This window comes from Microbacterium sp. NPDC089320 (assembly GCF_040684875.1).
Taxonomy (GTDB): Bacteria; Actinomycetota; Actinomycetes; order Actinomycetales; family Microbacteriaceae; genus Microbacterium.
Genome location: NZ_JBFBGY010000002.1, coordinates 708,736 through 732,945, shown reverse-complemented (window position 1 = coordinate 732,945; position 24,210 = coordinate 708,736). Strand labels below are relative to the sequence as shown.

Sequence of the window (24,210 nt, the reverse complement as noted above, 5' to 3'; positions counted from 1 at the left end):
ACCCTACCGGCCGGGGGGCTGCTCAGCCTTGTCGGCGAAGGTCTGCAGAAGCCTCTGCAGCGAATCCAGGCGGGCCAGCCCGGTCTCGCTCAGCTCGCCGCTCTCGGCGGCTTCGATCAGGGCGCAGTCCGGGGCGTCCGCGAGGTGCGTGCACCCGCGAGGGCAGTTTTCGGCGATCTCCGCCAGCTCGGTGAAGGCGGCGAGGATGTTCGCGGGGTTCACGTGCCCCAGTCCGAAGGAGCGGACGCCCGGGGTGTCGATCACCCAGCCGTTGCCCTCAGGTCCGACGTATCGCAGGGACACCGTCGACGACGACGTGTGACGCCCGCGGCCGGTGACCTGGTTGACATGCCCCGTGGCGCGCAGCGCGCTCGGCACCAGCGCGTTGACGAGGGTCGACTTGCCCACACCGGAATGACCGACGAACACGGTGGAGTGCCCCACCAGGGCCGCACCGATCTCGTCGACCGGCATCTCATCCTGTCCGCTGGTGAAGACGCGGAGGTCGAGGCCGTCGAAGTGCGACAGGAACCTACTGGGGTCGGCCAGGTCGGTCTTGGTGACGACGAGAAGGGGGCGGATGCCGGCATCCAGCGCGGCTACGAGGTAGCGGTCCACCAGCCGGGCCCGCGGCTCGGGGTCGGCGGCGGCGACGACCACCAGCATCTGATCGGCGTTCGCGACGATGACGCGCTCGACCTGGTCGGTGTCGTCGGCGCTGCGCCGGAGCAGAGACGTGCGATCGGCGATGCCGATGATCCGTCCCAGTGTGCCGTCCTCGCCGGAGATGTCGCCGACGACCTTCGCCTGGTCGCCCGTGACGATCGGGTTCCGGCGAAGCTCTCGCGCCCGCGCGGCGGTGATCAGCCGCTCGTCAGGCGTGTCCTCGTCGAGCAGCACGGAGTATCGGCCGCGGTCGACCCCGAGGACGCGCCCGATCTGCGCATCGTCATGGGCGGGCCGTCGCTTCGTGCGGGGGCGATTCGCCTTCGGGTTCGGACGCGTGCGGATGCTGCTCTCGTCGAAGTCCTCGAAGTCGTCGTCGAGGTCGTCGGAGTCGTCGAGCCAGCTCACGCGGACGCGCCCCGCAGCATGCGCTCCCACAGCAGAGTGAACTCCGGGAGGGTCTTGGCCGTCGTCCCGATGTCGTCGATCTCGACCCCCGGCACTCGGAGGCCGATGAGCGCGCCTGTCGTCGCCATTCGGTGGTCGTGATGGGCTGCCCACCCGCCGCCGTGCAGCTCTCGCGGGATGATGCGCAGACCGTCGGAGAGCTCCTCGGCCTCGCCCCCGAGCGCGCGGATGTTCCCTACGAGGGCCGCGATCCGATCGGTCTCGTGGAGGCGGATGTGGCCGATTCCGCGGATCGTGGTCGGCCCGGACGCGAAGGCCGCGAGCCCGACGAGGGTGGGGGTCAGCTCGCTCGCCGCCGACAGGTCCATCTCTAGTCCGCGGATCTCGGAGCCTGCCCTGACGGTCATCGTTCCGCTGTGACGGCCGACGTGCGCGCCCATCGCCTGCAGGATCTCGGGAAGCAGCGCTCCCGGCTGGGTGGAATGCACGGGCCAGCCCGGAACCGAGACCGATCCGCCGGTGACCAGCGCCGCCGCGAGGAACGGCGCGGCGTTCGAGAGGTCGGGCTCGATGGCGATCTCCTTCGCGCGGGGCACGCCGGCTTCGACGAGCCATTCGCCCGTCGCTGGCCGCTCGATTCGGATGCCACGTCGGCTCAGCGCCTCGATCGTCATGTCGATGTGGGGCAGGCTCGGCAGATGCTCGCCGGTGTGCACGAGGTGCAGGCCCACGTCGAACCGCGGGGCGGCGAGCAGAAGTCCCGACACGAACTGACTGGACGCCGAGGCGTCGATCTCGACGCGACCTCCGCGGATCCGGCCGTGTCCACGCACGGTGAACGGCAGCGCCCACGTCCCCTCGTCGTCGATGTCGACGCCGAGATCGCGCAGCGCGCTGATGAGGCCGCCCATCGGTCGGTGCAGTGCCGTCTCGTGAGCGGTGAGGTGCACATCGTGCTGCGCGAGTCCGGCGAGCGGCGAGATGAAGCGCATGACCGTGCCGGCCTGCCCGCAGTCGATCGTGGTGCCGCCGACGAGTCTGGCGGGAGTGATCGCGAGGTCGGGTCCGAACTCTCCGGTGCCGTCGACCTCCTCGATGCCCACGCCCAGTGCGCGCAGGGCGTCGATCATCCGGCGGGAGTCGTCGGAGTGCAGCGGTGCGATGAGCTTTCCCGGTCCGTCTGCGATCGCGGCGATGATGAGCTCGCGATTCGTGAGCGATTTCGAGCCGGGGATCGTCACTGTCGCATGGACCGCCGCCGTGCTGGTCGGCGCGACATAGACACCCTGGACAGGGGAGGGGGAATACCTGTTGGCGCTCATCGGTTCCCACCTTAGTAAACGCGAGTGTCGGCATGACCGAATCCGGGCACTCGGCGACAAGGAGAGAGCATGCTCGCAACGCTGGAACGCGAGTCCGTGGACCTCACCCGCCTAGACTGGCCGGTGATGGATGACACGGCAACCGCAGAGACGGTCAGCGACCCTCGGCGCGAATTCGAGGAACAGGCGATCCCGTTCATGGATCAGCTCTATGCCGCGGCGATGCGCATGACGCGCAACCCGGCGGATGCGGCTGACCTCGTGCAGGAGACCTTCGTCAAGGCGTACGGATCGTGGGCGACGTTCTCCCAGGGCACGAACCTGAAGGCATGGCTCTACCGCATCCTCACGAACACGTACATCAACATCTACCGCAAGAAGCAGCGGGAGCCTTTCCAGGGAACCATCGACGAGCTCGAGGACTGGCAGATGGGCGGCGCCGAGTCGACCACGACCACCGCTTCGCACAGTCGTTCGGCCGAGGCGGAAGCCATCGACCACATGCCGGCATCCGTCGTCAAGGACGCGTTGCAGGCCGTACCCGAGGACTTCAGGTTGGCGGTGTACCTCGCGGACGTGGAGGGCTTCGCCTACCAGGAGATCGCGGACATCATGAAGACGCCCATCGGCACCGTGATGAGCCGTCTGCACCGAGGCAGGCGGATGCTGCGGGAGCTGCTGGCCGACTACGCCGTGGAGCGGGGAATCTCCGCGGCAGACCCGAGGAGCAAGAAATGACCGACTGCGGCTGCGACAAGGCCCGCAAGGATCTCGAGGAGTACCTCCGCAACGAGGTGTGCAACACCGAGCACACCGAGATCCGTGAGCATCTCGAGAACTGCCCGTCCTGCCGTGACGAGGCGCTCGTGGCGACCACCCTCACCGAGGTCGTGGCGCGTGCATGCAAGGAGACGGCCCCGGAGGAGCTGCGTGACCAGGTGTTCGCGCGCCTGCGCGAGGTCCAGTCCGCTCAGCACTGAGAGCGGGGAGCAGCCTCGACGCCGAGATCGCGATGTCGACGTCCGCCCGTAGGGTGGAGGCATGACGCTCACCGATTCTCGCGACATCCCCGCCGATCCGACCTCCGCCGAGCGCCTGGCCGAGAATTCGCTGGTCTACCGGGTCGTCGATACCGCTGATGACGCCCAGTCCGAGCGCTTTCAGAGGGCCGTGGCCCGAGGATTCCTCGGCGCTGAGCCGACGGCGGAGGTGCTCGCCTTCGGACGAGCGGCCTTCGAGTCACGGCGGAACATCGGCGTCTACGACGCGGCGGCGACAGACGCGGCGCCGGTCGCGACGATCGACTCCTGGGTCACTCCGCTGACGCTGCCGGGCGGCGAGATCCCGATGTGGGCGATCAGCGGGGTCACGGTGTCTGCGACGCACCGTCGTCGCGGCATCGCGCGAGCGCTCCTCGAGGGGGAGCTCCGGGCGGCTGCAGCGGCGGGCGTGCCGATCGCGGGCCTGACCGTCTCGGAAGCGACGATCTACGGCAGGTACGGGTTCGGCTCAGCCGTGCACATGTCCCGATTCGCTGTCGACACCCGACGCGCCGGGTGGGCTGGTCCTTCTTCGGACGGTCGGGTCGAGTACCTCGACAGGGAGTCGCTGGCCGCAGAGCTCGGAGCGGTTCATGATCGCGTCCGCACGCATCGTGGCGGACAGATCCCCGGGTGGCCGTCGCGGTGGACGGGCATCGCCGGGCTGTCGCCGAGCGACACCGACCGCGATCAGGTGCGCGGCATCCGCTTCTTGGACGCAGACGGTGTGGTTCGCGGGGCGATGGCCTTCACGCTGAGCGAGCGGACCGGGTCGTTCCGATTCGCGCTCCACGTGCGTCTGCTGGTCGCCGAGACCCCGGAGGCCACCGCGGCCCTGTGGGGGTTCGCGCTGCAGCACGATCTCGTCGACGAGGTCACTGCCGATCTCCGTCCGCTCGACGATGCGCTTCCCTGGCTGGTACGAGACCCCCGCGGCGTCACGCAGACGGTGCATGACCACGGATGGCTGCGCCTGCTCGATCTCGCGACGGCTCTCCCCGCGAGGCGGTACTCGGCGCCGATCGACGTGGTCCTGCGTGTTCGAGATCCGCTCGGGTTCGCCGAGGGGGATTGGCATCTGATCGTCGACGCGAGCGGACAGGCGTCCGTCGAGACCGTCGACGATGCCGCGTCCGTCGATGCGGAGCTCGACGTGTCGGCGCTCTCGATCCTCTACGCCGGAGGAGTGCGTGCCTCGTCGCTGCGAACCGCCGGGCGGATCGACGCCGATCCGGCGGTCGTCGAAGCGCTGGATCGCACGTTCGCCTCGTTCCCCGTGCCGGCACTCGACATCTGGTACTGACTGTCACACACGAAAGGGGCGCCTCGACCGAAGTCGGGGCGCCCCTTTCGTGTGTCGGAGATCAGCTCAGCGTGAGAGCGTCCCGCAGGAGCTTCGCCTGCTCGGCGGCGTGCACCTTCGACGAGCCCGTCGCGGGCGATGCCGAAGCCGGACGCGACACCGGACGGAAGCTGCGGTCACCGGGAACATCGGCGAAGGCGAGTGCCAGGAACGGCCAGGCGCCCTGGTTCTCCGGCTCCTCCTGCACCCACACCAGCTCGGCGTTCGGGTACGAGTCGGTGATGGCCTTGAGCCCGTCGATCGGGGTGGGATAGAGCTGCTCGAGCCTGACCAGCGCGATCTCGGGATTCGGGTTCTTCTCGAGTTCGGCCTTGAGATCCCAGTGCACCTTGCCCGAGTGCACGAGGACACGCTTCACGGCCTCGCGATCGAGACCCCGGGCATCGTCGAGGACGGGTTCGAAACGGCCCTGCGTGAACGCGTCGACGGGGCTCGTCGCACCACGCAGTCGCAGCATCGCCTTGGGGGTGAAGACGATGAGCGGCTTGCGCGGACGCGCATAGGCCTGACGGCGAAGCAGGTGGAAGTACGACGCGGGGGTCGAGGGGCGCGCGACGATCATGTTGTCCTGTGCGCACATCTGGAGGAATCGTTCGATGCGCGCGGACGAGTGATCCGGTCCCTGGCCCTCGTAGCCGTGCGGGAGGAGAAGCGTGACGCTCGACTGCTGTCCCCACTTCTGCTCCGCCGCCGAGATGTACTCGTCGATGACCGACTGGGCGCCGTTCACGAAGTCGCCGAACTGCGCCTCCCACAGCACGAGCGCTTCGGGTGCCTCGACCGAGTAGCCGTACTCGAAGCCGAGCGCCGCGTACTCGCTGAGGAGCGAGTCGTAGACGAAGAAGCGGCCCTGAGACTCGGAGAGGTTCGACAGCGGCAGCCACTCCTGACCGTTGGCTCGGTCATGCAGAGTGGCGTGACGCTGCACGAACGTGCCGCGGCGCGAGTCCTGCCCGGCGAGCCGCACGGGCGTGCCCTCGACGAGGAGCGAACCGAAGGCGAGCAGCTCGCCGAAGCCCCAGTCGATGTTGCCGTTGCGGCTCATGTCGAGGCGCTTCTCGAGCTGCTGCTGCAGCTTGGGGTGGACCGTGAAGCCCTCGGGCTTGTTCACGAACGCGTCGCCGATGAGCTGGACGACCTCCTTCGAGACCCCGGTGACGTCCGGGGCGCCGACCTGGTCGTCGACCGGAGGGAGATCCTGCGCGACGGGGTTGGCACCGGTCTCGGCGGCGTGCGTCTCGGCGAAGGCGATCTCCAGACGGTTCTGGAAGTCGGCCTTGGCCTCGTCGTACTCCTCTTCGGTGATGTCACCGCGTCCGACGAGCGACTCGGTGTAGAGCTTGCGCACCGATCGCTTCGCCTGGATCAGGTCGGTCATCAGGGGCTGGGTCATCGAGGGGTCGTCTCCCTCGTTGTGCCCGCGACGGCGGTAGCAGACGAGGTCGATGACGACGTCGCGGTGGAACCGCTCGCGATATTCGAACGCGAGCTGCGCGACGTGGATGACGGCTTCGGGGTCGTCTCCGTTCACGTGGAACACCGGCGCCTGGATGGTCTTGGCGACGTCGGTCGAGTACACCGAGGTACGGGAGTCGTTCGGGAGGGTGGTGAAGCCGACCTGGTTGTTCACCACGACGTGGATCGTGCCGCCGGTGCGGTACCCGCGCAGCTGAGACATCTGCAGAGTCTCGACGACGACGCCCTGACCGGCGAACGCGGCGTCACCGTGCACGAGGATGGGCAGCCAGGCGAAGGTGCCGATCGGCTTGCGATCCTGCTTGGCGCGGACGATGCCCTCGAGGACTCCGTCGACCGTCTCGAGGTGGGACGGGTTCGCAGCCAGGTAGACCGGGAGTTCGGATCCGTCGTCCGCGACGAATGTGCCCTCCGTGCCGAGGTGGTACTTCACGTCACCTGAGCCACGCTGATTGCCGGGGGTCTGGGTGCCCTCGAACTCCTGGAACACGTGCCCGTAGGTCTTGCCGGCGATGTTCGTCAGGACGTTCAGGCGACCGCGGTGCGCCATGCCGATCGCCGCGCCTTCGAGGCCGGCGGTGGCGGCTCCCTGGAGGATCTCGTCGAGCAGCGGGACGAGCGACTCGCCGCCTTCGAGCGAGAAGCGCTTCTGACCGACGAACTTGGTCTGCAGGAAGGTCTCGAACGCCTCGGCCTCGTTGAGCTTGCGGAGCACCCGGAGCTGCTCGTCATGGCCTGGCTTCTGGTACTTGACCTCGACCTTCTCCTGGAACCAGCGACGCTGCTCCGGGTCCTGGATGTGCATGTACTCGATGCCGAGCGTGCGGCAGTACGAGTCGCGCAGGACGCCGAGGATGTCGCGGAGCTTCGCGACCCGACGGCCGCCGAATCCGCCTGTGACGAACTCGCGGTCGAGGTCCCAGAAGGTGAGGCCGTGGCTCTCGATCTCGAGGTCGGGGTGCGAGCGCTGGACGTACTCGAGGGGATCGATGTCTGCCATCAGGTGACCGCGCACGCGGAACGAGTTGATCAGCTCCTGCACGCGCGACTGCTTGTCGACACGCTCGGCCAGATCGACCGCGATGTCGGGGTTCCAGCGGATGGGGGAGTACGGGATGCGCAGTGCGGCGAAGATGTCGTCGTAGAAGCCGCGCTGCCCGATCAGCAGCTCGTGGACCTTCTTGAGGAACTCCCCGGACCCTGCCCCCTGGATGACGCGGTGGTCGTAGGTGCTGGTCAGGGTGATCGTCTTGCCGATCGCCAGCTCATTGAGCGTCTTCTCGCTCGCGCCCTGGAACTCTGCCGGGTACTCGAGCGCCCCGGCGCCGATGATGCAGCCCTGCCCCTTCATCAGACGGGGAACGGAGTGCACGGTTCCGATGCCGCCCGGGTTGGTGAGCGAGACGGTGGTGCCCTGGAAGTCGGCCGCGGTCAGCTTGTTGTTGCGGGCGCGCCTGACGAGGTCTTCGTATGCGGCGAGGTATTCGCCGAAGGTCAGAGTGTCGGCGCGCTTGATGCTGGGGACCATCAGCGCCCGGGTGCCGTCGGGCTTGGGCAGGTCGATGGCGATGCCGAGGTTCACGTGAGCCGGAGCGACGACCGAGGGCTTGCCGTCGATCTCGGCGTAGAAGACGTTCTGACTGCGGAACTCGTCGAGCGTGCGGATGAGCGCCCAGCCGATGAGGTGGGTGAAGCTGATCTTGCCGCCGCGGGTGCGCGCCATGTGGTTGTTGATGACGATGCGGTTGTCGATCATCAGCTTCGCGGGCACCGTGCGCACGCTGGTCGCAGTCGGCACGGTCAGCGACTCGTCCATGTTCGCGGCCAGGGTCTTGGGCAGACCGCGGAGCGGCGTGACCTTGTCCTCCTCGACGGGCTCGGCCGATGCGGGCGCCTCAGCCTTCGCGGCCGGCTTCGGAGCCTGCGCAGGGATCGGCGCCACCGCGGCGGGCTTCGTCGTGGTGCGAGCAACGGGCTGCGCGCCGATGACGGGGATGGGCGCGGTCACCGGGTGGGCGGGCTGCTCCGCGGCGGGCGCTGCGGCACCGGCAGCGGCATCCGACTGGTACTTCTCGAGAATCGGCCACCACTCCTTGTCGACGGAGTCGCGGTTCACCTTGTACTGCTCGTAGAGCTCTTCCACGAGCCAGGAATTGGCTCCGAACCCCCCGTCGCCCCCGACGCCGGTCACCTGGTTCGACACGCTCGATCGCCCTCTTTCATCGCTGAAGTCCATATATGCACACCAGGACGCGTGATGCGTCCGGGCCCGCACACTCTCGACCACCAAGCCTAACGTGTTTCGGCGGGCATTCGTCGAAGGCATGCGCCTCTGTCCGCGCTATCTGAGTACCGTGGGGGTATGGAGTTCTCCGGCGAGTCACCCACAGTCGATCTGACCTATTCCGACGTGTTCCTCGTGCCGCGACGATCCGCTGTCACCAGTCGTCTGCAGGTCGATCTGGCTCCCCAGGACGGCACTCCGGCGAGTCTGCCGATCGTGGCCTCGAACATGAACTCGGTCACCGGTCCACGGCTCGCCGCCGTGCTCGCGCGGCGCGGCGGGCTCGGAGTGCTTCCCCAGGACATGCCCCTCCAGGGTCTCGACGCCGCGATCCGCGATGTCAAGGCGCAGCCGGTCCTGTGGGACACCCCGATCGTTCTGCCACCGGAGTCATCGGTGTCCGACGCACTCCGTCTCATGCCCGCGACCGCCGGGCACGGCATCGTCGTGGCCACGGGCGATGCACCCCACGAGGCGTCGAGGATCCTCGGCGTGCTGCCGGCCGCACGCCTCGCGACCGCGCTGCCGGACGCGCAGCTCGGCGACCTGGTGCACACCGGCACACCCTCGCTCGATGCGGACGACATCGGATCGGAGCGTCATGCGTTCGACGTGATCACCGATGCCGGCGTCGACATGGTCACGATCACGCACCACGGGCACCTCGTCGGGACGCTCAGCGCCCGCAGTGCACTGCGCTCGACCCTGTATCGGCCCGCGGTGGACCGGGACGGTCGTCTCGCCGTCGCGGCGGCGGTGGGGATCAACGGAGACGTCGCCGCCAAGGCCAAGGCACTGGCGGCCGCAGGGGTCGACGTTCTCGTGGTCGACACGGCGCACGGGCACCAGGAGGGCATGCTGCGCGCGCTGCGCACCGTCGGGGCCCTCGACCTCGACATCCCGATCGTGGCGGGGAACATCGTCACCGCCGACGGCGTCACGGACCTCGTCGAGGCGGGCGCAACCATCCTCAAGGTCGGAGTGGGGCCCGGAGCCATGTGCACGACGCGCATGATGACGGCGGTCGGCCGTCCGCAGTTCTCCGCCGTTCTCGAGACCGCGCAGGCGGCGCGGGAGGCCGGAGCCCACGTCTGGGCGGACGGGGGAGTGCGCTACCCGCGTGATGTCGCGCTCGCGCTCGCCGCAGGCGCGGCATCCGTCATGGTCGGCTCCTGGTTCGCCGGAACGATCGAGGCACCCGGCGAGCTGCAGAGTGACGCGCAGGGTCGCCTCTACAAGGAGTCCTGGGGCATGGCCTCGACCAAGGCGGTGCAGGCCCGGTTCGGTCGCCTCGACGCGTACGAGCGCGCACGAAAGGAGCTCTTCGCGGAGGGGATCTCCTCCTCGAAGATCTACCTCGACCCGCTGCGCCCCGGTCTCGAGGACCTGCTCGACATGATCACCTCGGGTGTCCGCTCGTCGTTCACCTATGCCGGTGCGTCGTCTGTGCCCGAGTTCCACGACAGGGCGCTGGTCGGGCTCCAGTCCGCGGCCGGATACGAAGAGGGCAAGGCACTCCCGGTCAGCTGGTAGCGGTCCGCACCGCGGCGCACGGCTATCCCGTAGAATCGTGGACACCATGGACGACCCTCCCAGTTGTAGTACATCGCCCCACTGCCTGCCTCGCCGTATCGGGAGGAACGACTGATGGACTACATCCTCTTGGGCGTGGGGCTTCTGCTCACTGTGGGCACCGGGCTGTTCGTCGCCAGCGAGTTCGCCCTGGTCAACCTCGACCGTGCCGACCTCGAGGCCCGTCAGGCCCGCGGTGAATCCCGCCTGTCGCTGACGATCAGCGCACTCAAGCACACGTCGACTCATCTGTCGTCCGCACAGCTCGGCATCACCCTGACGACGCTGCTGACCGGGTACACGATGGAACCGGCGCTCTCGAACATCCTCGGCCCGACCCTCGTCGCCTGGAACTTCCCCGAGGCGGCCGTCGGACCGATCGCGACGATCGTCGCCATGCTGGTGGCCACGGTGCTCTCGATGATCCTCGGCGAACTGGTCCCGAAGAACTTCGCTCTTGCGCTGCCGCTCGCGACCGCGAAGCTCGTCATCCCGTTCCAGATCGCCTTCACCACCGTCTTCAAGCCCGCCGTGGTCGTGCTCAACGGCAGCGCGAACGGCGTCCTGCGCAGCATCGGGATCGAGCCGAAGGAAGAGCTGTCGGGTGCGCGCAGCGCCGAAGAGCTCTCCTCCCTCGTGCGTCGTTCGGCGAGTGCCGGGCTGCTCGAGGCCGACACCGCGAGCCTGCTCGACCGCACGCTCACGTTCTCCCGGCTGACGGCAGCCGATGTCATGACCGCTCGACCCAGCATGCACGCCCTCGCGGTCGGCGACTCGGCGGATGACGTCATCCAGCTCGCCCGACGGACGGGGCACAGCCGCTTTCCCGTGTACGACGACGATCTCGACGACATCACGGGGGTCGTGCACCTCAAGGCCGCCATCTCCGTGCCGCGCGAGCGTCGCAGCGAGGTGCCGGTGGGCGCGCTCTCGACCGACCCGCTGCGCGTGCCCGAGACCGTGCACGTCGACGCACTCATCTCCGAGCTCAGAGCCCGCGGGTACCAGCTGGCGGTCGTCGTCGACGAGTACGGGGGGACCGCCGGTCTCGTCACCTTGGAGGACCTCGTGGAGGAGCTGGTCGGCGAGGTGTCGGACGAGCACGACCGCACCCGCGCAGGCGTCGTCCGCGGGAGGGACGGGATCATGTTCCCCGGAGAGCTGCGTCCTGACGAGCTTCGTCGCAGGGCGGGGGTCGAGGTGCCCGAGGGCGACGTCTACGACACCGTCGGCGGCTACGTCATGAGTGTGCTCGAGCGTGTGCCGTCGGTCGGCGACGAGGTCGCACTCGACACCGGAAAGCTGCAGGTCGTGCGCATGGACGGACGGCGCGTGGACCGCATCCGATACGTTCCGGATCCGCACATGCCCGGAGAGGTGGTCGGACGATGAGCGACTGGGGAGGACTGGCCTGGCTCGTCGTGCTGCTCGTGGCGAACGCGTTCTTCGTCGGCGCCGAGTTCGCGGTGATCTCGGCGCGTCGATCGCAGATCGAGCCGAAGGCCGACCGCGGGTCGCGGGCGGCCAAGACGGCACTCTATGCGATGGAGCACGCGACCCTGATGCTGGCGACATCGCAGCTGGGGATCACGATCTGCTCGCTGCTGATCCTGAACGTCTCCGAGCCGGCGATCCACCACCTGCTCGCGGTGCCGCTGCACGCGATCGGCTGGTCGGACGGCGTCGTGGACGCGGTGTCGTTCACGATCGCCCTGCTGATCGTGTCGTTCCTTCACGTGGTGTTCGGCGAGATGGTGCCGAAGAACCTGGCATTCTCGGTGCCCGATCGTGCGGTGCTCATCCTCGCCCCGCCGCTCGTGTTCGTGTCGAAGATCTTCATGCCGGTGATCTGGGTGCTGAACGCCGCCGCCAACGGCGTGCTGCGACTCTTCAGGGTCGAGCCCAAGAACGAGGCGGCGTCGACGTTCACGCTCGACGAGGTCGCGACGATCGTCGACCAGTCGCGGCGCGAAGGCGTGCTGACCGACACAGCGGGAACCGTCGCCGCAGCGGTGGAGTTCACCGACAAGAAGGCACGCGACGTGGCTGTTCCGCTCAGCGATCTCGTGACGCTTCCGCAGTCGACGACGCCCGACGACATCGAGAAGGCCGTCGCCCGGTACGGCTTCTCGCGCTACGTGATCGTCGACGACGAGGGCGTGCCAGTCGGGTACGTGCACCTCAAGGACATCCTGCGCGCATCCGACGGCCCGGACGCCGCCGCGAAACTGGTCGAGCCGCTGCCCGCGAAACGCATCAACCACATGGTTCCGGTGCAAGAGGACACCGATCTGGAGGACGCGCTGTCGGTCATGCGCCGAGCGGGCCGACACCTGGCGAAGGTGCGGGACTCGCAGGGGCGCACGACCGCCGTGCTCTTCCTCGAGGACATCCTCGAGGAGCTGGTGGGCGAGGTGCAGGACGCGACCCGTCGCATCCGCGGTCACTGAGTCGCAGGTATGAGAAGGCCCCCGGTACGTGCGGACCGGGGGCCTTCGTCATGATTCCGGGATCAGCGCCAGTGCGCACGCTCGTACTGCGGCGGCCAGGCGACGTCGGCGCCGAGCTCGTGTGCGGCGCGGAGCGCGAAGTGCGGGTCGCGAAGCCATTCGCGGCCCGCGAAGATCGCGTCGGCCGCGCCGTCGGCGAGCACCTGCTCGGCCTGTTCCGCAGCGGTGATGAGACCCACGGCCGACACCGGGATGCGTCCGCCCTGACGCACCGTCTCAGCGAGGGGAACCTGGTATCCGGGGAACACGCTGATCTGCTGATGGGCGACGAGCCCGCCGCTGGAGACGTCGACGAGATCGGCTCCGCGCTCGGTCGCCCACGCAGCCACCGTGGCCGCCTCTTCGGGCGTGAATCCGCCGTCGGCGTGATCGGTCGCCGAGATGCGAACGAACACGGGAACCCCGTCTCCGGCTACGTCGCGGATCGCATCGATCACCCGGAGAAGCAGTCGAGCTCGGTTCTCGAGCGATCCTCCGTACTCGTCGTCGCGCCGGTTCGACAGAGGGGAGAGGAACTGGTGCAGCAGGTATCCGTGCGCACCATGCACCTCGAGCACGTCGAAGCCGGCCTCGAGGGCCCGTCGCGTGGCGTCGGCGAATCCCGTCACGACGGCATCGATGCCGGCCATGTCGAGTGCGACCGGTTCTGCGAAGCCCTCGAAGGCGATCGCGGACGGGGCCGTGGTCGTCCACCCGCCCTCGGTCTCAGGAACCGATCCCCGGGCGTCTGCCCAGGGCCACCACGTCGAGGCCTTGCGGCCGGCGTGCGCCAGCTGGATGCCCGCGACGGCACCGCGCTCGTGGATCGCCTCGACGATCGGCGCCCAGGCGTCGCGCTGCTCGTCGTTCCAGAGCCCGGCGTCGCGAGGGGAGATGCGGCCCTCGGGGACGACGGCGGTCGCCTCGGCCACGATCAGGCCCGCGCCGCCGGAGGCGAACTGGGTGAGATGAGTGTGGTGCCATTCCTGTACGACGCCGTCGACCGCGCTGTACATGCACATGGGCGACACCCAGAGCCGGTTGCGGAAGGTGGTGGAACGGATGCTCAGGGGGGAGAAGAGAATGCTCACCCCTCGACGCTACTGTGCGGCTGGGGTGGCGGGGGCCGCCGCACTAACGTGGAGTCATGCCCGACGCACGCGATTGGTCCCGCGACGACACCGCACGCCTTCTGCGCGTGCCCGGTGCGGACGACGACAAGTACTCACGCGGGGTCGTGGGCCTGCGCACCGGATCGTCGGACTACCCGGGCGCAGCCGTGCTCGGCGTGGAGGCGGCGTGGCGTGCCGGGGCGGGATTCGTTCGATACATCGGCGAGGGGCGAGCGGCGGATGCCGTGATCGCCCGCCGTCCCGAGACCGTGGTCAGCCCGAAGGCCGAGGGCGCACGCGTCGGTACGTGGGTCATCGGATCCGGAACGGATGCCGCGAGCAGGACCGCCGACGAGGAGCGAGAGCTCCGCACGCTGCTCGACGGCTCCGTTCCCGTGGTCGTCGACGCCGGCGCGCTGGATCTCGCGCCCGAGAGTCGCGCCCCGCTCGTGCTCACGCCGCATCGACGCGAATTCGAGCGGCTGCAGCGGCACCTCGGCTCCGCGGGCGATGACGACCGCGCGAGCGCCGTCGCGCGTGTCGCGACCGAGCTCGGAGCGACGGTGCTGCTGAAGGGCGCGCAGACGCTCATCGCCGATGCGGACGGACGTGTGATCCGGGTGGAGGCGGGTACCGGCTGGCTGGCGACGGCAGGCACCGGCGATGTGCTCGGCGGTGTGCTCGGCGCACTGCTCGCGGGCAACCCCGACGCATCTACGGCGGAGGTCGCGGCGGCCACGGCGTGGTTGCACGGGCATGCCGGACGCATCGCTGCGGGCATCGGCGCCCGGGGCGGAGCGACGGGGCATCCGATCGTCGCTCTCGATGTCGCCGAAGCTCTTCCTCGCGCGATCGCGGACATCGTCGCGTGAGTCGGACCTCGTCAATGCGAGTGGTCGCTCTGTGGAGTGCCTTCGTGGTCGTGCATGTCGTCATCGCCGCCGCGGGATGGCTGTATCCGAGCCAGCCGATGGGCGACGTCGTGCTGGTCTACGAGCCCTGGTCCACCGCCGCGCTCTCGGGAGGCGCGATCGTCGGCATCACCGAGCCGTGGGTCTATCCCCAGCTCGCACTGGTTCCCATGCTGGTCGCCAAGGTGCTGTCGACCCCGCTCATCGCGGCGATGGGCGCCTCGGAGGCCTATCTGATCGCCTGGGCTGTGCTCGTGACGGTGCTCGATGCGATCGCCTTCGCGGTGCTCCTCGGCCGGGCGTCCTCTCGACCGCGGCGAGCCGCGGCGTGGTTCTGGGTCGCCGCCCTGCTGCTGCTCGGCCCGATCGCGATGTACCGCATCGACGCGGTCACGGTTCCCATCGCGGTGATCGGCGGGCTCTGGCTGGTCCGCCGACCCGCCACTGCGGCCGCCCTGCTGACGATCGGTGCGTGGATCAAGATCTGGCCAGGCGCGCTCGTTCTCGCCGCTGTCGTCGCGACCACGAGCAGGATGCGCATGCTGCTCACGGCTGCGGCTGTATCCGCCGGCGTCGTGGCCCTGCTGTTCCTTCTCGGAGCCGACACCGAGATCTTCGGATTCCTGACGGAGCAGACCGGCCGGGGCCTGCAGATCGAGGCCGTCGCGGCGACTCCCTTCCTCTGGCTCGCGGTCTCGGGTGCTGCCCGCATCGAGTACAGCTTCGACATCCTGACCTTCCAGATCGGTGCGCAGGGCGCGGATGCCGTGAGTGCGGTGCTCACGCCGCTCATGGTGGTGCTCGTCGTCGTCCTCACGGCGATCGGCAGCCTGAAGGCGGCACGGGGCGCACCCTCCGCGCGGCTGTTCCCTCCTCTCGCGCTGAGTCTGGTCACGACGCTGATCGTGATGAACAAGGTGGGCTCGCCGCAGTTCCAGACATGGCTGATCGCTCCGGTCATCCTGTGGTTCGTGCTCGACCGCGCTCGAGTCGTCGGGCCCGCGGTGCTCGTGCTCGCGCTCTGCGCCCTCACGTGCCTCGTCTATCCGCTCAGCTACGACGCGCTGCTGCGCGCAGAGCTGCTGCCCATCGTCATCCTGACGGCGCGGAACGCCCTCCTCGTCGTGCTCCTCGCCGTCGGCATCCGCGCCGTCGTGGGGGTGCCAACCCACCGTCCGTCCACCACCCGGGAGTGAACCCATGTTGATCGCCTTCTCCGTCGCGCCGAGCGGCACACCCTCCGACGGATCGGCGCGCTCGGACGCGTCGGTCCATGACGCGGTCGCCGCCGCGGTGCGGGTCGTGCGCGAGTCGGGACTGCCGCACCGCACCACCAGCATGTTCACTGAGATCGAGGGCCCCGACTGGGACTCGGTGATGGACGTCGTCAAGCGTGCCACCGAAGCCGTGATGCCGTTCGGCTCGCGGGTCTCGCTGGTGCTCAAGGCCGACATCCGGCCGGGGTACTCGGGAGAGCTCGACGCGAAGATCGAGCGTCTCGAAGCGGCGATCGACGGCTCGGAGACCCCGTAGACTCGACGGGTGAATCCCTCGACTGAATCGAGGGGTGCGGCGAAGTGGGCGCTCCTCTCCCTCGCCATCGGCAGCTTCGGCATCGGCATGACCGAGTTCGTCGTCATGGGCCTGCTGCCCAACATCGCTGACGAGCTGCTGCCCACCCTCTGGGCCAGCAGCCCCGAAGACGCGCTGAGCCAGGCCGGCTGGCTGATCTCGCTCTACGCGCTCGGAGTCGTCGTGGGGGCGCCGACGATCGCAGGATTCGTGGCCCGCTATCCGCGGCATCGCGTCATGATCGGGCTGGCGCTCGCGCTCACCGTCTTCAACGCGCTCACGGTGTTCCTCCCCACCTTCGAACTCGTGGGAGCCTCGCGGTTCCTCGCCGGGCTGCCCCACGGGGCCTACTTCGGCATCGGCGCGCTGGTCGCGGCGGACGTGATGGGGCCGGGCAACCGGGCCAAGGGTGTCGCATTCATCCTCACGGGGCTCACGGTGGCCAACGTGGTCGGGGTGCCGTTCGGAACCTTCCTCGGTCAGCTGTGGGGATGGCGGGCCGCGTTCGCGGTCGTGACCCTCGTCTTCGCTCTCGCGACCGTGTGCATCATCTTCTTCGTGCCCGCGCACCCGGGTTCGCCCGGACGCACCATGCGCGAAGAGCTGGGTGTCTTCCGCATCCCGCAGGTCTGGTTCACGCTCGGTGTCGGCGCGATCGGATTCGGCGGCTTCTTCGCGGTCTACTCCTACATCGCGCCCCTGGTGACCGAAGTGGCGGGCTCACCGGAGTGGGCGGTGCCGATCGTGCTCGTGCTGATGGGATTGGGCATGACCGCCGGGAACCTGGTCGGCGGCCATCTCGCCGACATCGACCTGCGACGCACGCTGCTGTTCGGACTCGCAGCCATGGCGGTCGTGTTCGCGCTCCTCGCCGTGCTCGCGTTCTGGATCATCTCTCTCGCGCTCCTCGTGTTCGTCGTGGGCTTCGTGTCGTCGGTGCTCAGCCCGACGATCCAGACGCGGCTGATGGATGTCGCGGGTGACAATCAGTCGATCGCCGCGGCGATGAATCACTCCGCGCTCAACATCGGCAACAGCCTCGGCGCCTTCCTCGGCGGCATGGTGATCGCCGCCGGATGGGGCTTCGTCGCGCCGTCATGGACCGGGGCCGCTCTCGCCCTGGCGGGTCTCGTGATCGCCCTGCTGTCGTATCGCACAGAGGCGCGCAGGCCCGTTCTCGTCAACGCCTGAGTGGTAGGCCGCCTCGTAGAGTGAGGCTGTGACCGATCTCGACCAACTGCCCGTCGCGGGGACGGCCGTGCTGCTGCGTCCCGCGTCCGAGGGCTTCGCCGTGCTGCTGATGCGCAGGCCGGATCGTGGCTCGTTCGCCGGCGCCTGGGTGTTCCCGGGAGGCAAGGTGGAAGCGTCCGACCGCCGCGCGGCGGCGGAGGAGAGCGACGACGCGCGACGAGCGGCGATCCGTGAGACGCGCGAGGAGGTCGGCCTGACGATCGCCCGTCCGGTGCTGCTCTCGCGCTGGCAGCCGCCGATCGAGGCGCCGATCCGCATCCGCACCTGGTTCTTCCTCGCCGAGGCACCGGAAGGCGACCTGCGCTACTCGCCCGATGAGGTCGCCGAGGCGGTCTGGCTGAGTCCCGCCGAGGCTCTGTCGAGGCATGCGGCGGGGGAGTGGACGCTCTTTCCGCCGACCTGGGTCACCCTGCACCAGCTCAGTCGCTTCGACACGGTCGAGGAAGCCCTCGGCTCGGCAGGAGTTGCGCAGCAGTTCTCGACCCGAGTCGTCGAGACGCCGCAGGGCACCGACTTCGAGTGGGAGGGCTTACGGCTGCGCACCGGCACCCTGCCGTGGATGATCGAACCGATCTAGCTCGCCAGCAGCCGCCGCAGGTTGCCGCCCACCGCCTCGGTCTCGATGAGGAAGCCGTCGTGTCCGAAGTCGCTGTTGAGCACCACCGCCTCGGTGCCATCGAGGGTGTTCGGAATGCTGCGCGCGATGCGGTGCTGGCCGTCGACGGGGAAGAGGCGGTCGCTGTCGATGCCCAGGACGAGGGTCGTCGCCGTCACGGCGCGCAGCGCCTCTTCGACACCCCCGCGGTCGCGGCCGACGTCGTGCGAGTTCATGGCCTCGACGAGGGTGATGTAGCTGTTCGCGTCGAAACGGCGCGTGAACTTGTTGCCGTGGAAGTCCAGGTACGACTCGACGGCGAATCGTCCGCCATGGCCGAGGGGCGACACCCCGGACTGCCACGAGCGCTGGAATCGCTGGTTGAGCTCGATCGGGCTGCGGTAGTTCAGCAGCGCCATGCGGCGGGCGAGGGCCAGGCCGCGGTGCGGGCCGTCGCCGTCGGCCAGATCGTAGTACTCGCCGCCCTGGAAACGCGGATCCATCCGGATCGTCTCGAGCTGCACCGTGTTCAGAGCGATCTGGTCGGCAGTCGTCACGGGAGGCGACGACAGCACGGCGAGGCGGGCGACGCGCTCCGGGTGCGAGACGGCCCATTCGAGCGCGTGCATCCCGCCCATGGAGCCTCCGATCACCGCGGCCCACGTGTCGATCCCCAGCGAATCGGCGAGGCGGACCTGAGCGGCGACCTGGTCGCGGATCGTCAGATAGGGGAAGCGCGACGCCCACTCGTACCCGGACGGGGCGATGCTGGCGGGTCCCGTCGAGCCCTGGCAGCCGCCGAGCATGTTGGGTGCGATGACGAACCAGCGGTCGGTGTCGAGCGGCGCTCCGGGCCCGGTGATGTCCTCCCACCAGCCAGCGGTCGGGTGTCCCGCCCCGGCGGCACCGCGCACGTGACTGTCGCCGGTGAGCGCATGCAGGACGAGGACCGCGTTGTCTCGGGCGTCGTTCAGCTCGCCCCATGTCTCGAACGCGAGGCGGATGCCGGGGAGCTCGGCACCGCTCTCGGTCGGGAAGGCGCCGAACGAGGCGAAACGGCGTCCGCCGGCCGGGTCGCCGTCGCGCCAGGCGCCGGTGGCCGGTGGTCGCGCGCGAAGCAGACGCACGTCGGCCTCCGTCACGGGTGCGGAGGGCACCGTGTCCTCAGAGGTCGTCTGCCAGTCCATGCTCCCATTCTCGCCTGACGCGGAAGGCGTCGCCCGCACGTTACGCTCCCGGGTGCGCCACGCGTCGTGCGCCCTGCGGATGAGCCGGAGACGCGAAGTGCCCCGAGCCGAAGCCCGGGGCACTCGCTCTGTCTGACCGACTATCAGGCGCGAGCGGCCTCCGACACGCGGCGAGCCGCGGCGAGAGCCTCATCGAGGTCGGCCTTGAGGTCGTCGATGTTCTCGATGCCGACGGACAGACGTACGAGGCCGGGGGTGACGCCCGCGGTGAGCTGCTGCTCGGGGGTCAGCTGTGCGTGGGTGGTCGACGCGGGGTGGATGACCAGCGAGCGCACGTCGCCGATGTTCGCCAGGTGGCTGAACAGCGACAGGCTGTTGACGAACTCGCGACCGGCCTCGACTCCGCCCTTGAGCTCGAACGAGAGCACCGCGCCGACGCCCTTGGGGGCGTACTCGTTCGCCTTGGCGTACCAGGGGGAGGAGGGCAGACCCGAGTAGTTGACGGACGCGACGTCATCGCGACCGTCGAGCCACTCCGCGATCTCCTGTGCGTTCTGTACATGACGCTCGATGCGCAGCGACAGCGTCTCGATGCCCTGGATCAGGTTCCAGGCGCTCTGGGGCGCGATGGCCGAGCCGAGGTCGCGGAGCAGCTGCACCCGGGCCTTGATGATGTAGGCGAGCGGGTCGCCGACAGCGGCCGTGTAGCTGGCTCCGTGGTACGACGGGTCGGGCTCGGTGAGACCCGGGAACCGCTCGACGTTCTTCGACCATTCGAAGGTGCCGCCGTCGATGATGGCTCCGCCGATGGTGGTGCCGTGGCCACCGAGGAACTTGGTGACCGAGTGCACGACGATATCGGCACCGTGCTCGAACGGTCGAATCAGGTACGGGGTCGCGATCGTGTTGTCGACGATCAGAGGGACACCGCCCTCGTGGGCCACGTCGGCGACGGCGCGGATGTCGAGGATGTTGATCTGCGGGTTGCCGATCGTTTCCGCGAAGAACAGCTTGGTGTTCGGGCGCAGGGCGCGACGCCACTCTTCGGGGTCGTCCTGGTTCTCGACGAACGTGACCTCGATGCCGAGCTTGGCGAGCGTGTACTTGAACAGGTTGTACGTGCCGCCGTAGATCGAGCTGGACGACACGATGTGGTCGCCGGCCTGCGCGATGTTCAGCACCGCGAACGTCGATGCGGCCTGTCCGCTGGAGAGGACGAGGGCGCCTGTGCCCCCTTCGAGCGCTGCGAGGCGCTGCTCCAGGACGTCCTGCGTCGGGTTCTGGATGCGGGTGTAGATGTTGCCGAACTCGGCCAGCGCGAAGAGGTTCGCAGCGTGGTCGGCGCTGTCGAACACGTACGACGTCGTCTGGTAGATCGGCGTGGCGCGTGCCTTGGTCACGGGGTCGGGAGCAGCGCCGGAGTGGATCTGCTTGGTCTCGAAACGCCAGGTCTCGGGTGCGGACATGTGTTCCCCCTGGAACGGTTGGAAGGTCGATTCGACTGATGTCGTTGATGAGACAGTACGGAATATCCGAAGTTGTCAACAGCGGGCGGGAAATGTGACGTAACGAAGACCCGCCGGACCTCGAGTCGGAGAGCGCGGCCGTCAGGCCCGACCGAGCAGCCTGGCCGCCCAGACGCGGGCGACCGCGAACGGCTCGGCGAACGTCGTCATGCCGACCGTGACGATCGCGCCCTCATACAGCAGCATCATGGCCTGTGCCATCGCCTGCGGATCGGGGATCCCCGCCTCGCTGCAGAGCTCGTCGAACAGATCGAGCAACCAGGTCTTCTGACGGGACACCTCGGGGAAGACCGGGTGATCGTCATTCCCCTCGCCGATCTCGGCGCGGGCATTGATCGCGCTGCATCCTTTCGGGCTGTTCGCACCCGACCAGGAGATCGCGGCGTCGGGGTTCATCATCTCGGCGTTCGCCACCGTCGAGGTCTCGCCGCTGACCCTCCTCGTCTGGCGATTCGCGCCGCTGGCCGCCGTGCTGATCGCGCTCGCGGTCGTCACGGGGGCCGCGAAGGGGACAGGCCGTCGTGATCTGCGGATCCAAGCCTCGATCGGAGTCTTCGCCCAGTTCGGCTACTGCATGGCGGTCTATGCCGCCGTCGCCGCCGGGATCGCCTCGGGCACTGTGGCGTTGATCGACGCGGTGCAGCCGCTGGTGGTCGCGGTGCTCGTCGGGCCGATCCTCGGGCTGCGGGTGCGCGGATCCCAGTGGGCCGGACTGGCCGTCGGCGCCACCGGAGTGCTGCTCGTCGTCCAGTCACAGCTCGGCACGACGGGCGCGTCACCCCTGGCATATGCGCTTCCGCTCATCGCGATGGTGTGTCTCATCGTCGGCACTCTTCTGCAGCGGAAGACGCAGGTGCAGACGGGTGTGCTGGTGACGCTGACCGTGCATGTGACAGTGACGGCGGTGCTGCTCCTCGTCATCGCGGCGGTCACCGGCACACTGGTTCCGCCCGCATCCGCATCTTTCTGGCTGGCCGTGGTGCTGACCGCCGTCTTCCCGACCCTCGTCGCGTACGGGCTGTACTGGTGGCTGTTGAGGCGCATCGGGATCACCGCTCTGCAGGCGTTGCTCTTCCTGATCGCTCCGACCACGTCGCTGTCGGGAAGCATCCTGCTGGGTGAGCCCCTGACGATGCTCACCGTCGCGGGATTCGTGCTGTGCGGAGCCGGGGTCGCGCTCGTCCTGCGCGCGGAGGTGCGGTCGGGCGCGTCTCACGCGTCGGGCATCGACGAGACGGGACGAGAGGGCGATACGAGGCGGCCCGACGAGGCGCACCGGCTTTCGGGCCCGGAACATCGTACGGTGGAGGAATGGTGAACAGGCGTGCAGTGGTGACAGGGGCGAGTTCGGGTATCGGACAGGCGACGGTGCGCGCGCTGCGCTCTCGGGGCTGGGATGTCGTCGGGGTCGCGCGTCGTGCGTCGCGATTGGCGGCGCTCTCGGCCGAGACCGGAGCATCGACGATCGCCTGCGACCTGACGGACCCTGAAGCGGTGGCCGCTCTGGTCGCGGAGCTCGAGAATTCGGGGCCCGTGCATGCTCTCGTGCAGGTCGCGGGCGGAGCGCGAGGCACGGACCGCGTCGAGAACGCGTCGACCGACGACTGGCAGTGGATGTACGACGCGAACGTGCTCTCGAGCCAGCGCCTGGTGGCGGGGCTTCTGCCTCTGCTCCGTCGGGCCGCCGCGGCGGACGGTCACGCGGACACGGTGTTCGTGACCTCGACGGCTGCCCAGGTGGCCTACCCGGGTGGCGGCGGCTACAACGCGGCGAAGGCCGCTCAGGCCATGCTCGTGCACGCACTCCGCCTCGAGTTGAACGGCGAGCCGATCCGTGTGTCCGAGATCGCCCCCGGCATGGTGCACACCGAGGAGTTCACGCTCAACCGTCTGGGCGGAGACGCGGTCGCGGCGGAGGCCGTCTACTCGGACGTCGAGGCGCCGCTGCGTGCCGAGGACGTCGCCGACGTGATCGCCTATGCGCTGGACGCGCCCGCCCACGTGAACCTCGACCTCATCACGATGCGCCCGGTCGCGCAGTCCGCCAACCATCTGCTCGCCCGCGGACCGCTGCGCGTGCGACCGATCGACTGAGGATGACCGCCCGCACTCTCGCCGAGCTCGCCCGCGACGGGATGATGGATCCCGAGTGGGCCGACGCACTCGCACCGGCTCAGCAGACGATCACCGCTCTCGGCGAGCGGCTGCGGGAGGAGCAGGCCGCCGGACGCGGGTACCTTCCCGCGGGCGATCATGTGCTCCGTGCGTTCGAGCGCCCGATGTCCGACGTCACGGTGCTCATCACCGGCCAGGACCCGTATCCGACTCCCGGACATCCGATCGGTCTGTCGTTCGCGGTCGACCGCCACGTGCGTCCGCTGCCCCGCAGCCTCGGGAACATCTACCGCGAGCTCGAGACCGACCTCGGCATCGCGCCGGCATCGCATGGCGATCTGACCGCGTGGAGCGATCAGGGTGTGCTGCTGCTCAACCGGGTGCTGACGGTGCGCCCCGGCGAGGCCGGATCCCACCGGCGCTGGGGATGGGAGCAGGTCACCGAGCTCGCGATCCGCGCGCTCGTCGCTCGGGACCGGCCGCTCGTGGCGATCCTGTGGGGCAAGGACGCCGCGAACCTGCAGTCCCTCCTCGGCAACACCCCCGTGATCGCCTCGGCGCACCCGTCTCCGCTCTCCGCTCGACGGGGGTTCTTCGGCTCGCGGCCGTTCTCGCGCGCCAACCGGCTCCTCGAAGAGCTCGGTACGAGACCGATCGACTGGCGCGTCGGCGGCGAGCCGCCTCTAAGCTGATCGCATGCAGTTCGAGCCCGGTGATCGCCGTCGTGTGCTGCCGCGCCATCTGCGCCCGCAGCCGGAACCGGACGTGTTCTCCTACTCGATCCGCCCCGCACGCCCGGGGGATCTCCCGTACGTGCGCGAGATCTACAACCATTTCGTCAGCAACTCGGTCGTCACTCTCGACGAGCGGCGCAGCAGCATCCCGTACTGGCGCGAGAAGTTCGCGCTGCTGAACAAGCTCGGGCTGCCCTTCCTGGTGGCGGTCTCACCGGCGGGCGTCGTGATCGGCTATGCGCTCGCTCAGCCCTGGGCGGGCAAGAACGCCTATCGGTACACGGTCGAGGATTCGATCTACCTCGGTCCCGGGGCCGGCGGAAAAGGTCTGGGCGTCGCCCTGCTGCAGGCGCTCATCGACGCGTGCGAACAGCTCGGCATCCGCGAGATGGTGGCCGTGATCAGCGACACGAAGGCCGACGCGTCGATCCGGCTGCATGCGAAGCTCGGCTTCGTCGAGGCGGGTCGCATGGGTCGCGTGGGCCACAAGTTCGGCCGCGATCTCGGCACCGTCTACATGCGCCGCGCGCTGCGCCCCAGCCGTCGGCGGAGGTTCTTCAGCACGAGCTCGGGACGCTGACGCGCAC

At 68.8% G+C, this 24,210-nt stretch carries 22 protein-coding genes; 15 read left to right on the top strand and 7 right to left on the bottom strand.

Annotation, left to right across the window (positions count from 1 at the left end; translation table 11 throughout):
• Positions 1-3: 3 nt before the first annotated feature.
• Positions 4-1,074 carry a ribosome small subunit-dependent GTPase A gene (gene rsgA / locus AB0N61_RS08110; RefSeq protein ID WP_363363010.1) on the bottom strand — a complete coding sequence of 357 codons (1,071 nt, stop codon included), beginning with the start codon at positions 1,072-1,074 and terminating at the stop codon, positions 4-6.
• Positions 1,071-2,396, bottom strand: a complete 1,326-nt coding sequence (aroA, locus tag AB0N61_RS08105) for a 3-phosphoshikimate 1-carboxyvinyltransferase (protein WP_363363008.1) — start codon at positions 2,394-2,396, stop codon at positions 1,071-1,073. Before aroA ends, rsgA begins: the two co-directional genes overlap by 4 nt.
• Before the next feature lie 69 nt (positions 2,397-2,465).
• Between aroA and AB0N61_RS08100 the strand changes: the two genes are divergently transcribed.
• The 3 genes from AB0N61_RS08100 to AB0N61_RS08090 all read left to right on the top strand — a co-directional run bounded on the left by AB0N61_RS08100 (position 2,466) and on the right by AB0N61_RS08090 (position 4,739).
• Complete coding sequence (locus AB0N61_RS08100) at positions 2,466-3,134, top strand: sigma-70 family RNA polymerase sigma factor (RefSeq protein WP_167944866.1); 669 nt, start codon at positions 2,466-2,468, stop codon at positions 3,132-3,134.
• Positions 3,131-3,376, top strand: coding sequence for a zf-HC2 domain-containing protein (locus AB0N61_RS08095; protein ID WP_053095677.1), 246 nt, complete (start codon positions 3,131-3,133; stop codon positions 3,374-3,376). The genes AB0N61_RS08100 and AB0N61_RS08095 overlap by 4 nt, the downstream gene beginning before the upstream one ends.
• A gap of 61 nt (positions 3,377-3,437) precedes the next feature.
• Positions 3,438-4,739 (top strand): GNAT family N-acetyltransferase, encoded by a 1,302-nt coding sequence (locus AB0N61_RS08090; protein WP_363363005.1) that lies wholly within the window; start codon positions 3,438-3,440, stop codon positions 4,737-4,739.
• Between the two features lie 61 nt (positions 4,740-4,800).
• Here AB0N61_RS08090 and AB0N61_RS08085 read toward each other — a convergent pair whose 3' ends face one another.
• Positions 4,801-8,478 (bottom strand): multifunctional oxoglutarate decarboxylase/oxoglutarate dehydrogenase thiamine pyrophosphate-binding subunit/dihydrolipoyllysine-residue succinyltransferase subunit, encoded by a 3,678-nt coding sequence (locus AB0N61_RS08085; RefSeq protein ID WP_363363003.1) that lies wholly within the window; start codon positions 8,476-8,478, stop codon positions 4,801-4,803.
• Positions 8,479-8,637: 159 nt separating this feature from the next.
• Between AB0N61_RS08085 and AB0N61_RS08080 the strand changes: the two genes are divergently transcribed.
• The 3 genes from AB0N61_RS08080 (at position 8,638) to AB0N61_RS08070 (ending at position 12,581) form a co-directional block, all read left to right on the top strand.
• Positions 8,638-10,092: a GuaB1 family IMP dehydrogenase-related protein gene (locus tag AB0N61_RS08080; RefSeq protein ID WP_363363001.1), complete on the top strand. Its 1,455-nt coding sequence runs from the start codon at positions 8,638-8,640 to the stop codon at positions 10,090-10,092.
• A gap of 114 nt (positions 10,093-10,206) precedes the next feature.
• A complete protein-coding gene (locus AB0N61_RS08075; RefSeq protein ID WP_167944857.1) occupies positions 10,207-11,523 on the top strand; it encodes a hemolysin family protein in 1,317 nt (438 codons plus the stop codon).
• Positions 11,520-12,581, top strand: a complete 1,062-nt coding sequence (locus AB0N61_RS08070; RefSeq protein WP_167944854.1) for a hemolysin family protein — start codon at positions 11,520-11,522, stop codon at positions 12,579-12,581. Before AB0N61_RS08075 ends, AB0N61_RS08070 begins: the two co-directional genes overlap by 4 nt.
• A gap of 62 nt (positions 12,582-12,643) precedes the next feature.
• Here the strand turns inward: AB0N61_RS08070 and AB0N61_RS08065 are convergent, their stop codons facing one another.
• Positions 12,644-13,711 (bottom strand): NADH:flavin oxidoreductase/NADH oxidase, encoded by a 1,068-nt coding sequence (locus AB0N61_RS08065; RefSeq protein ID WP_363362998.1) that lies wholly within the window; start codon positions 13,709-13,711, stop codon positions 12,644-12,646.
• A gap of 56 nt (positions 13,712-13,767) precedes the next feature.
• Here AB0N61_RS08065 and AB0N61_RS08060 point away from each other — a divergent pair, with 56 nt between their 5' ends.
• From AB0N61_RS08060 to AB0N61_RS08040, 5 genes are read left to right on the top strand one after another with little or no spacing between them, the layout of a single operon-like run.
• A complete protein-coding gene (locus AB0N61_RS08060; RefSeq protein ID WP_363362996.1) occupies positions 13,768-14,604 on the top strand; it encodes an NAD(P)H-hydrate dehydratase in 837 nt (278 codons plus the stop codon).
• 20 nt (positions 14,605-14,624) lie between these two features.
• Complete coding sequence (locus tag AB0N61_RS08055; protein ID WP_363362994.1) at positions 14,625-15,839, top strand: hypothetical protein; 1,215 nt, start codon at positions 14,625-14,627, stop codon at positions 15,837-15,839.
• A gap of 4 nt (positions 15,840-15,843) precedes the next feature.
• Positions 15,844-16,176 (top strand): thiamine-binding protein, encoded by a 333-nt coding sequence (locus AB0N61_RS08050; RefSeq protein ID WP_363362992.1) that lies wholly within the window; start codon positions 15,844-15,846, stop codon positions 16,174-16,176.
• 9 nt (positions 16,177-16,185) lie between these two features.
• Positions 16,186-17,406 carry an MFS transporter gene (locus tag AB0N61_RS08045; RefSeq protein ID WP_167944845.1) on the top strand — a complete coding sequence of 407 codons (1,221 nt, stop codon included), beginning with the start codon at positions 16,186-16,188 and terminating at the stop codon, positions 17,404-17,406.
• A 28-nt stretch (positions 17,407-17,434) separates the two neighbouring features.
• Entirely contained in the window at positions 17,435-18,043 is a 609-nt protein-coding gene (locus AB0N61_RS08040) for an NUDIX domain-containing protein (protein ID WP_363362990.1), read from the top strand.
• Here the strand turns inward: AB0N61_RS08040 and AB0N61_RS08035 are convergent.
• From AB0N61_RS08035 to AB0N61_RS08025, 3 genes are all read right to left on the bottom strand, one after another.
• Positions 18,040-19,248, bottom strand: coding sequence for a homoserine O-acetyltransferase (locus AB0N61_RS08035; RefSeq protein ID WP_167944843.1), 1,209 nt, complete (start codon positions 19,246-19,248; stop codon positions 18,040-18,042). The two genes, AB0N61_RS08040 and AB0N61_RS08035, sit on opposite strands and share 4 nt — an antisense overlap.
• A gap of 143 nt (positions 19,249-19,391) precedes the next feature.
• Positions 19,392-20,714: a bifunctional o-acetylhomoserine/o-acetylserine sulfhydrylase gene (locus AB0N61_RS08030; RefSeq protein ID WP_167944842.1), complete on the bottom strand. Its 1,323-nt coding sequence runs from the start codon at positions 20,712-20,714 to the stop codon at positions 19,392-19,394.
• Between the two features lie 141 nt (positions 20,715-20,855).
• Positions 20,856-21,032, bottom strand: a complete 177-nt coding sequence (locus AB0N61_RS08025; protein WP_363362986.1) for a hypothetical protein — start codon at positions 21,030-21,032, stop codon at positions 20,856-20,858.
• A 73-nt stretch (positions 21,033-21,105) separates the two neighbouring features.
• Here AB0N61_RS08025 and AB0N61_RS08020 point away from each other — a divergent pair, with 73 nt between their 5' ends.
• From AB0N61_RS08020 to AB0N61_RS08005, 4 genes are read left to right on the top strand one after another with little or no spacing between them, the layout of a single operon-like run.
• Entirely contained in the window at positions 21,106-22,092 is a 987-nt protein-coding gene (locus tag AB0N61_RS08020; RefSeq protein ID WP_363362984.1) for a DMT family transporter, read from the top strand.
• A complete protein-coding gene (locus tag AB0N61_RS08015; RefSeq protein ID WP_363362982.1) occupies positions 22,086-22,868 on the top strand; it encodes an SDR family oxidoreductase in 783 nt (260 codons plus the stop codon). Before AB0N61_RS08020 ends, AB0N61_RS08015 begins: the two co-directional genes overlap by 7 nt.
• A gap of 2 nt (positions 22,869-22,870) precedes the next feature.
• Positions 22,871-23,581: a uracil-DNA glycosylase gene (locus AB0N61_RS08010; protein WP_363362980.1), complete on the top strand. Its 711-nt coding sequence runs from the start codon at positions 22,871-22,873 to the stop codon at positions 23,579-23,581.
• A 4-nt stretch (positions 23,582-23,585) separates the two neighbouring features.
• The gene (locus tag AB0N61_RS08005; RefSeq protein ID WP_363362978.1) at positions 23,586-24,203 is read left to right on the top strand and encodes an N-acetyltransferase family protein; all 618 of its coding nucleotides are present in this window, start codon (positions 23,586-23,588) and stop codon (positions 24,201-24,203) included.
• Positions 24,204-24,210: the final 7 nt, after the last annotated feature.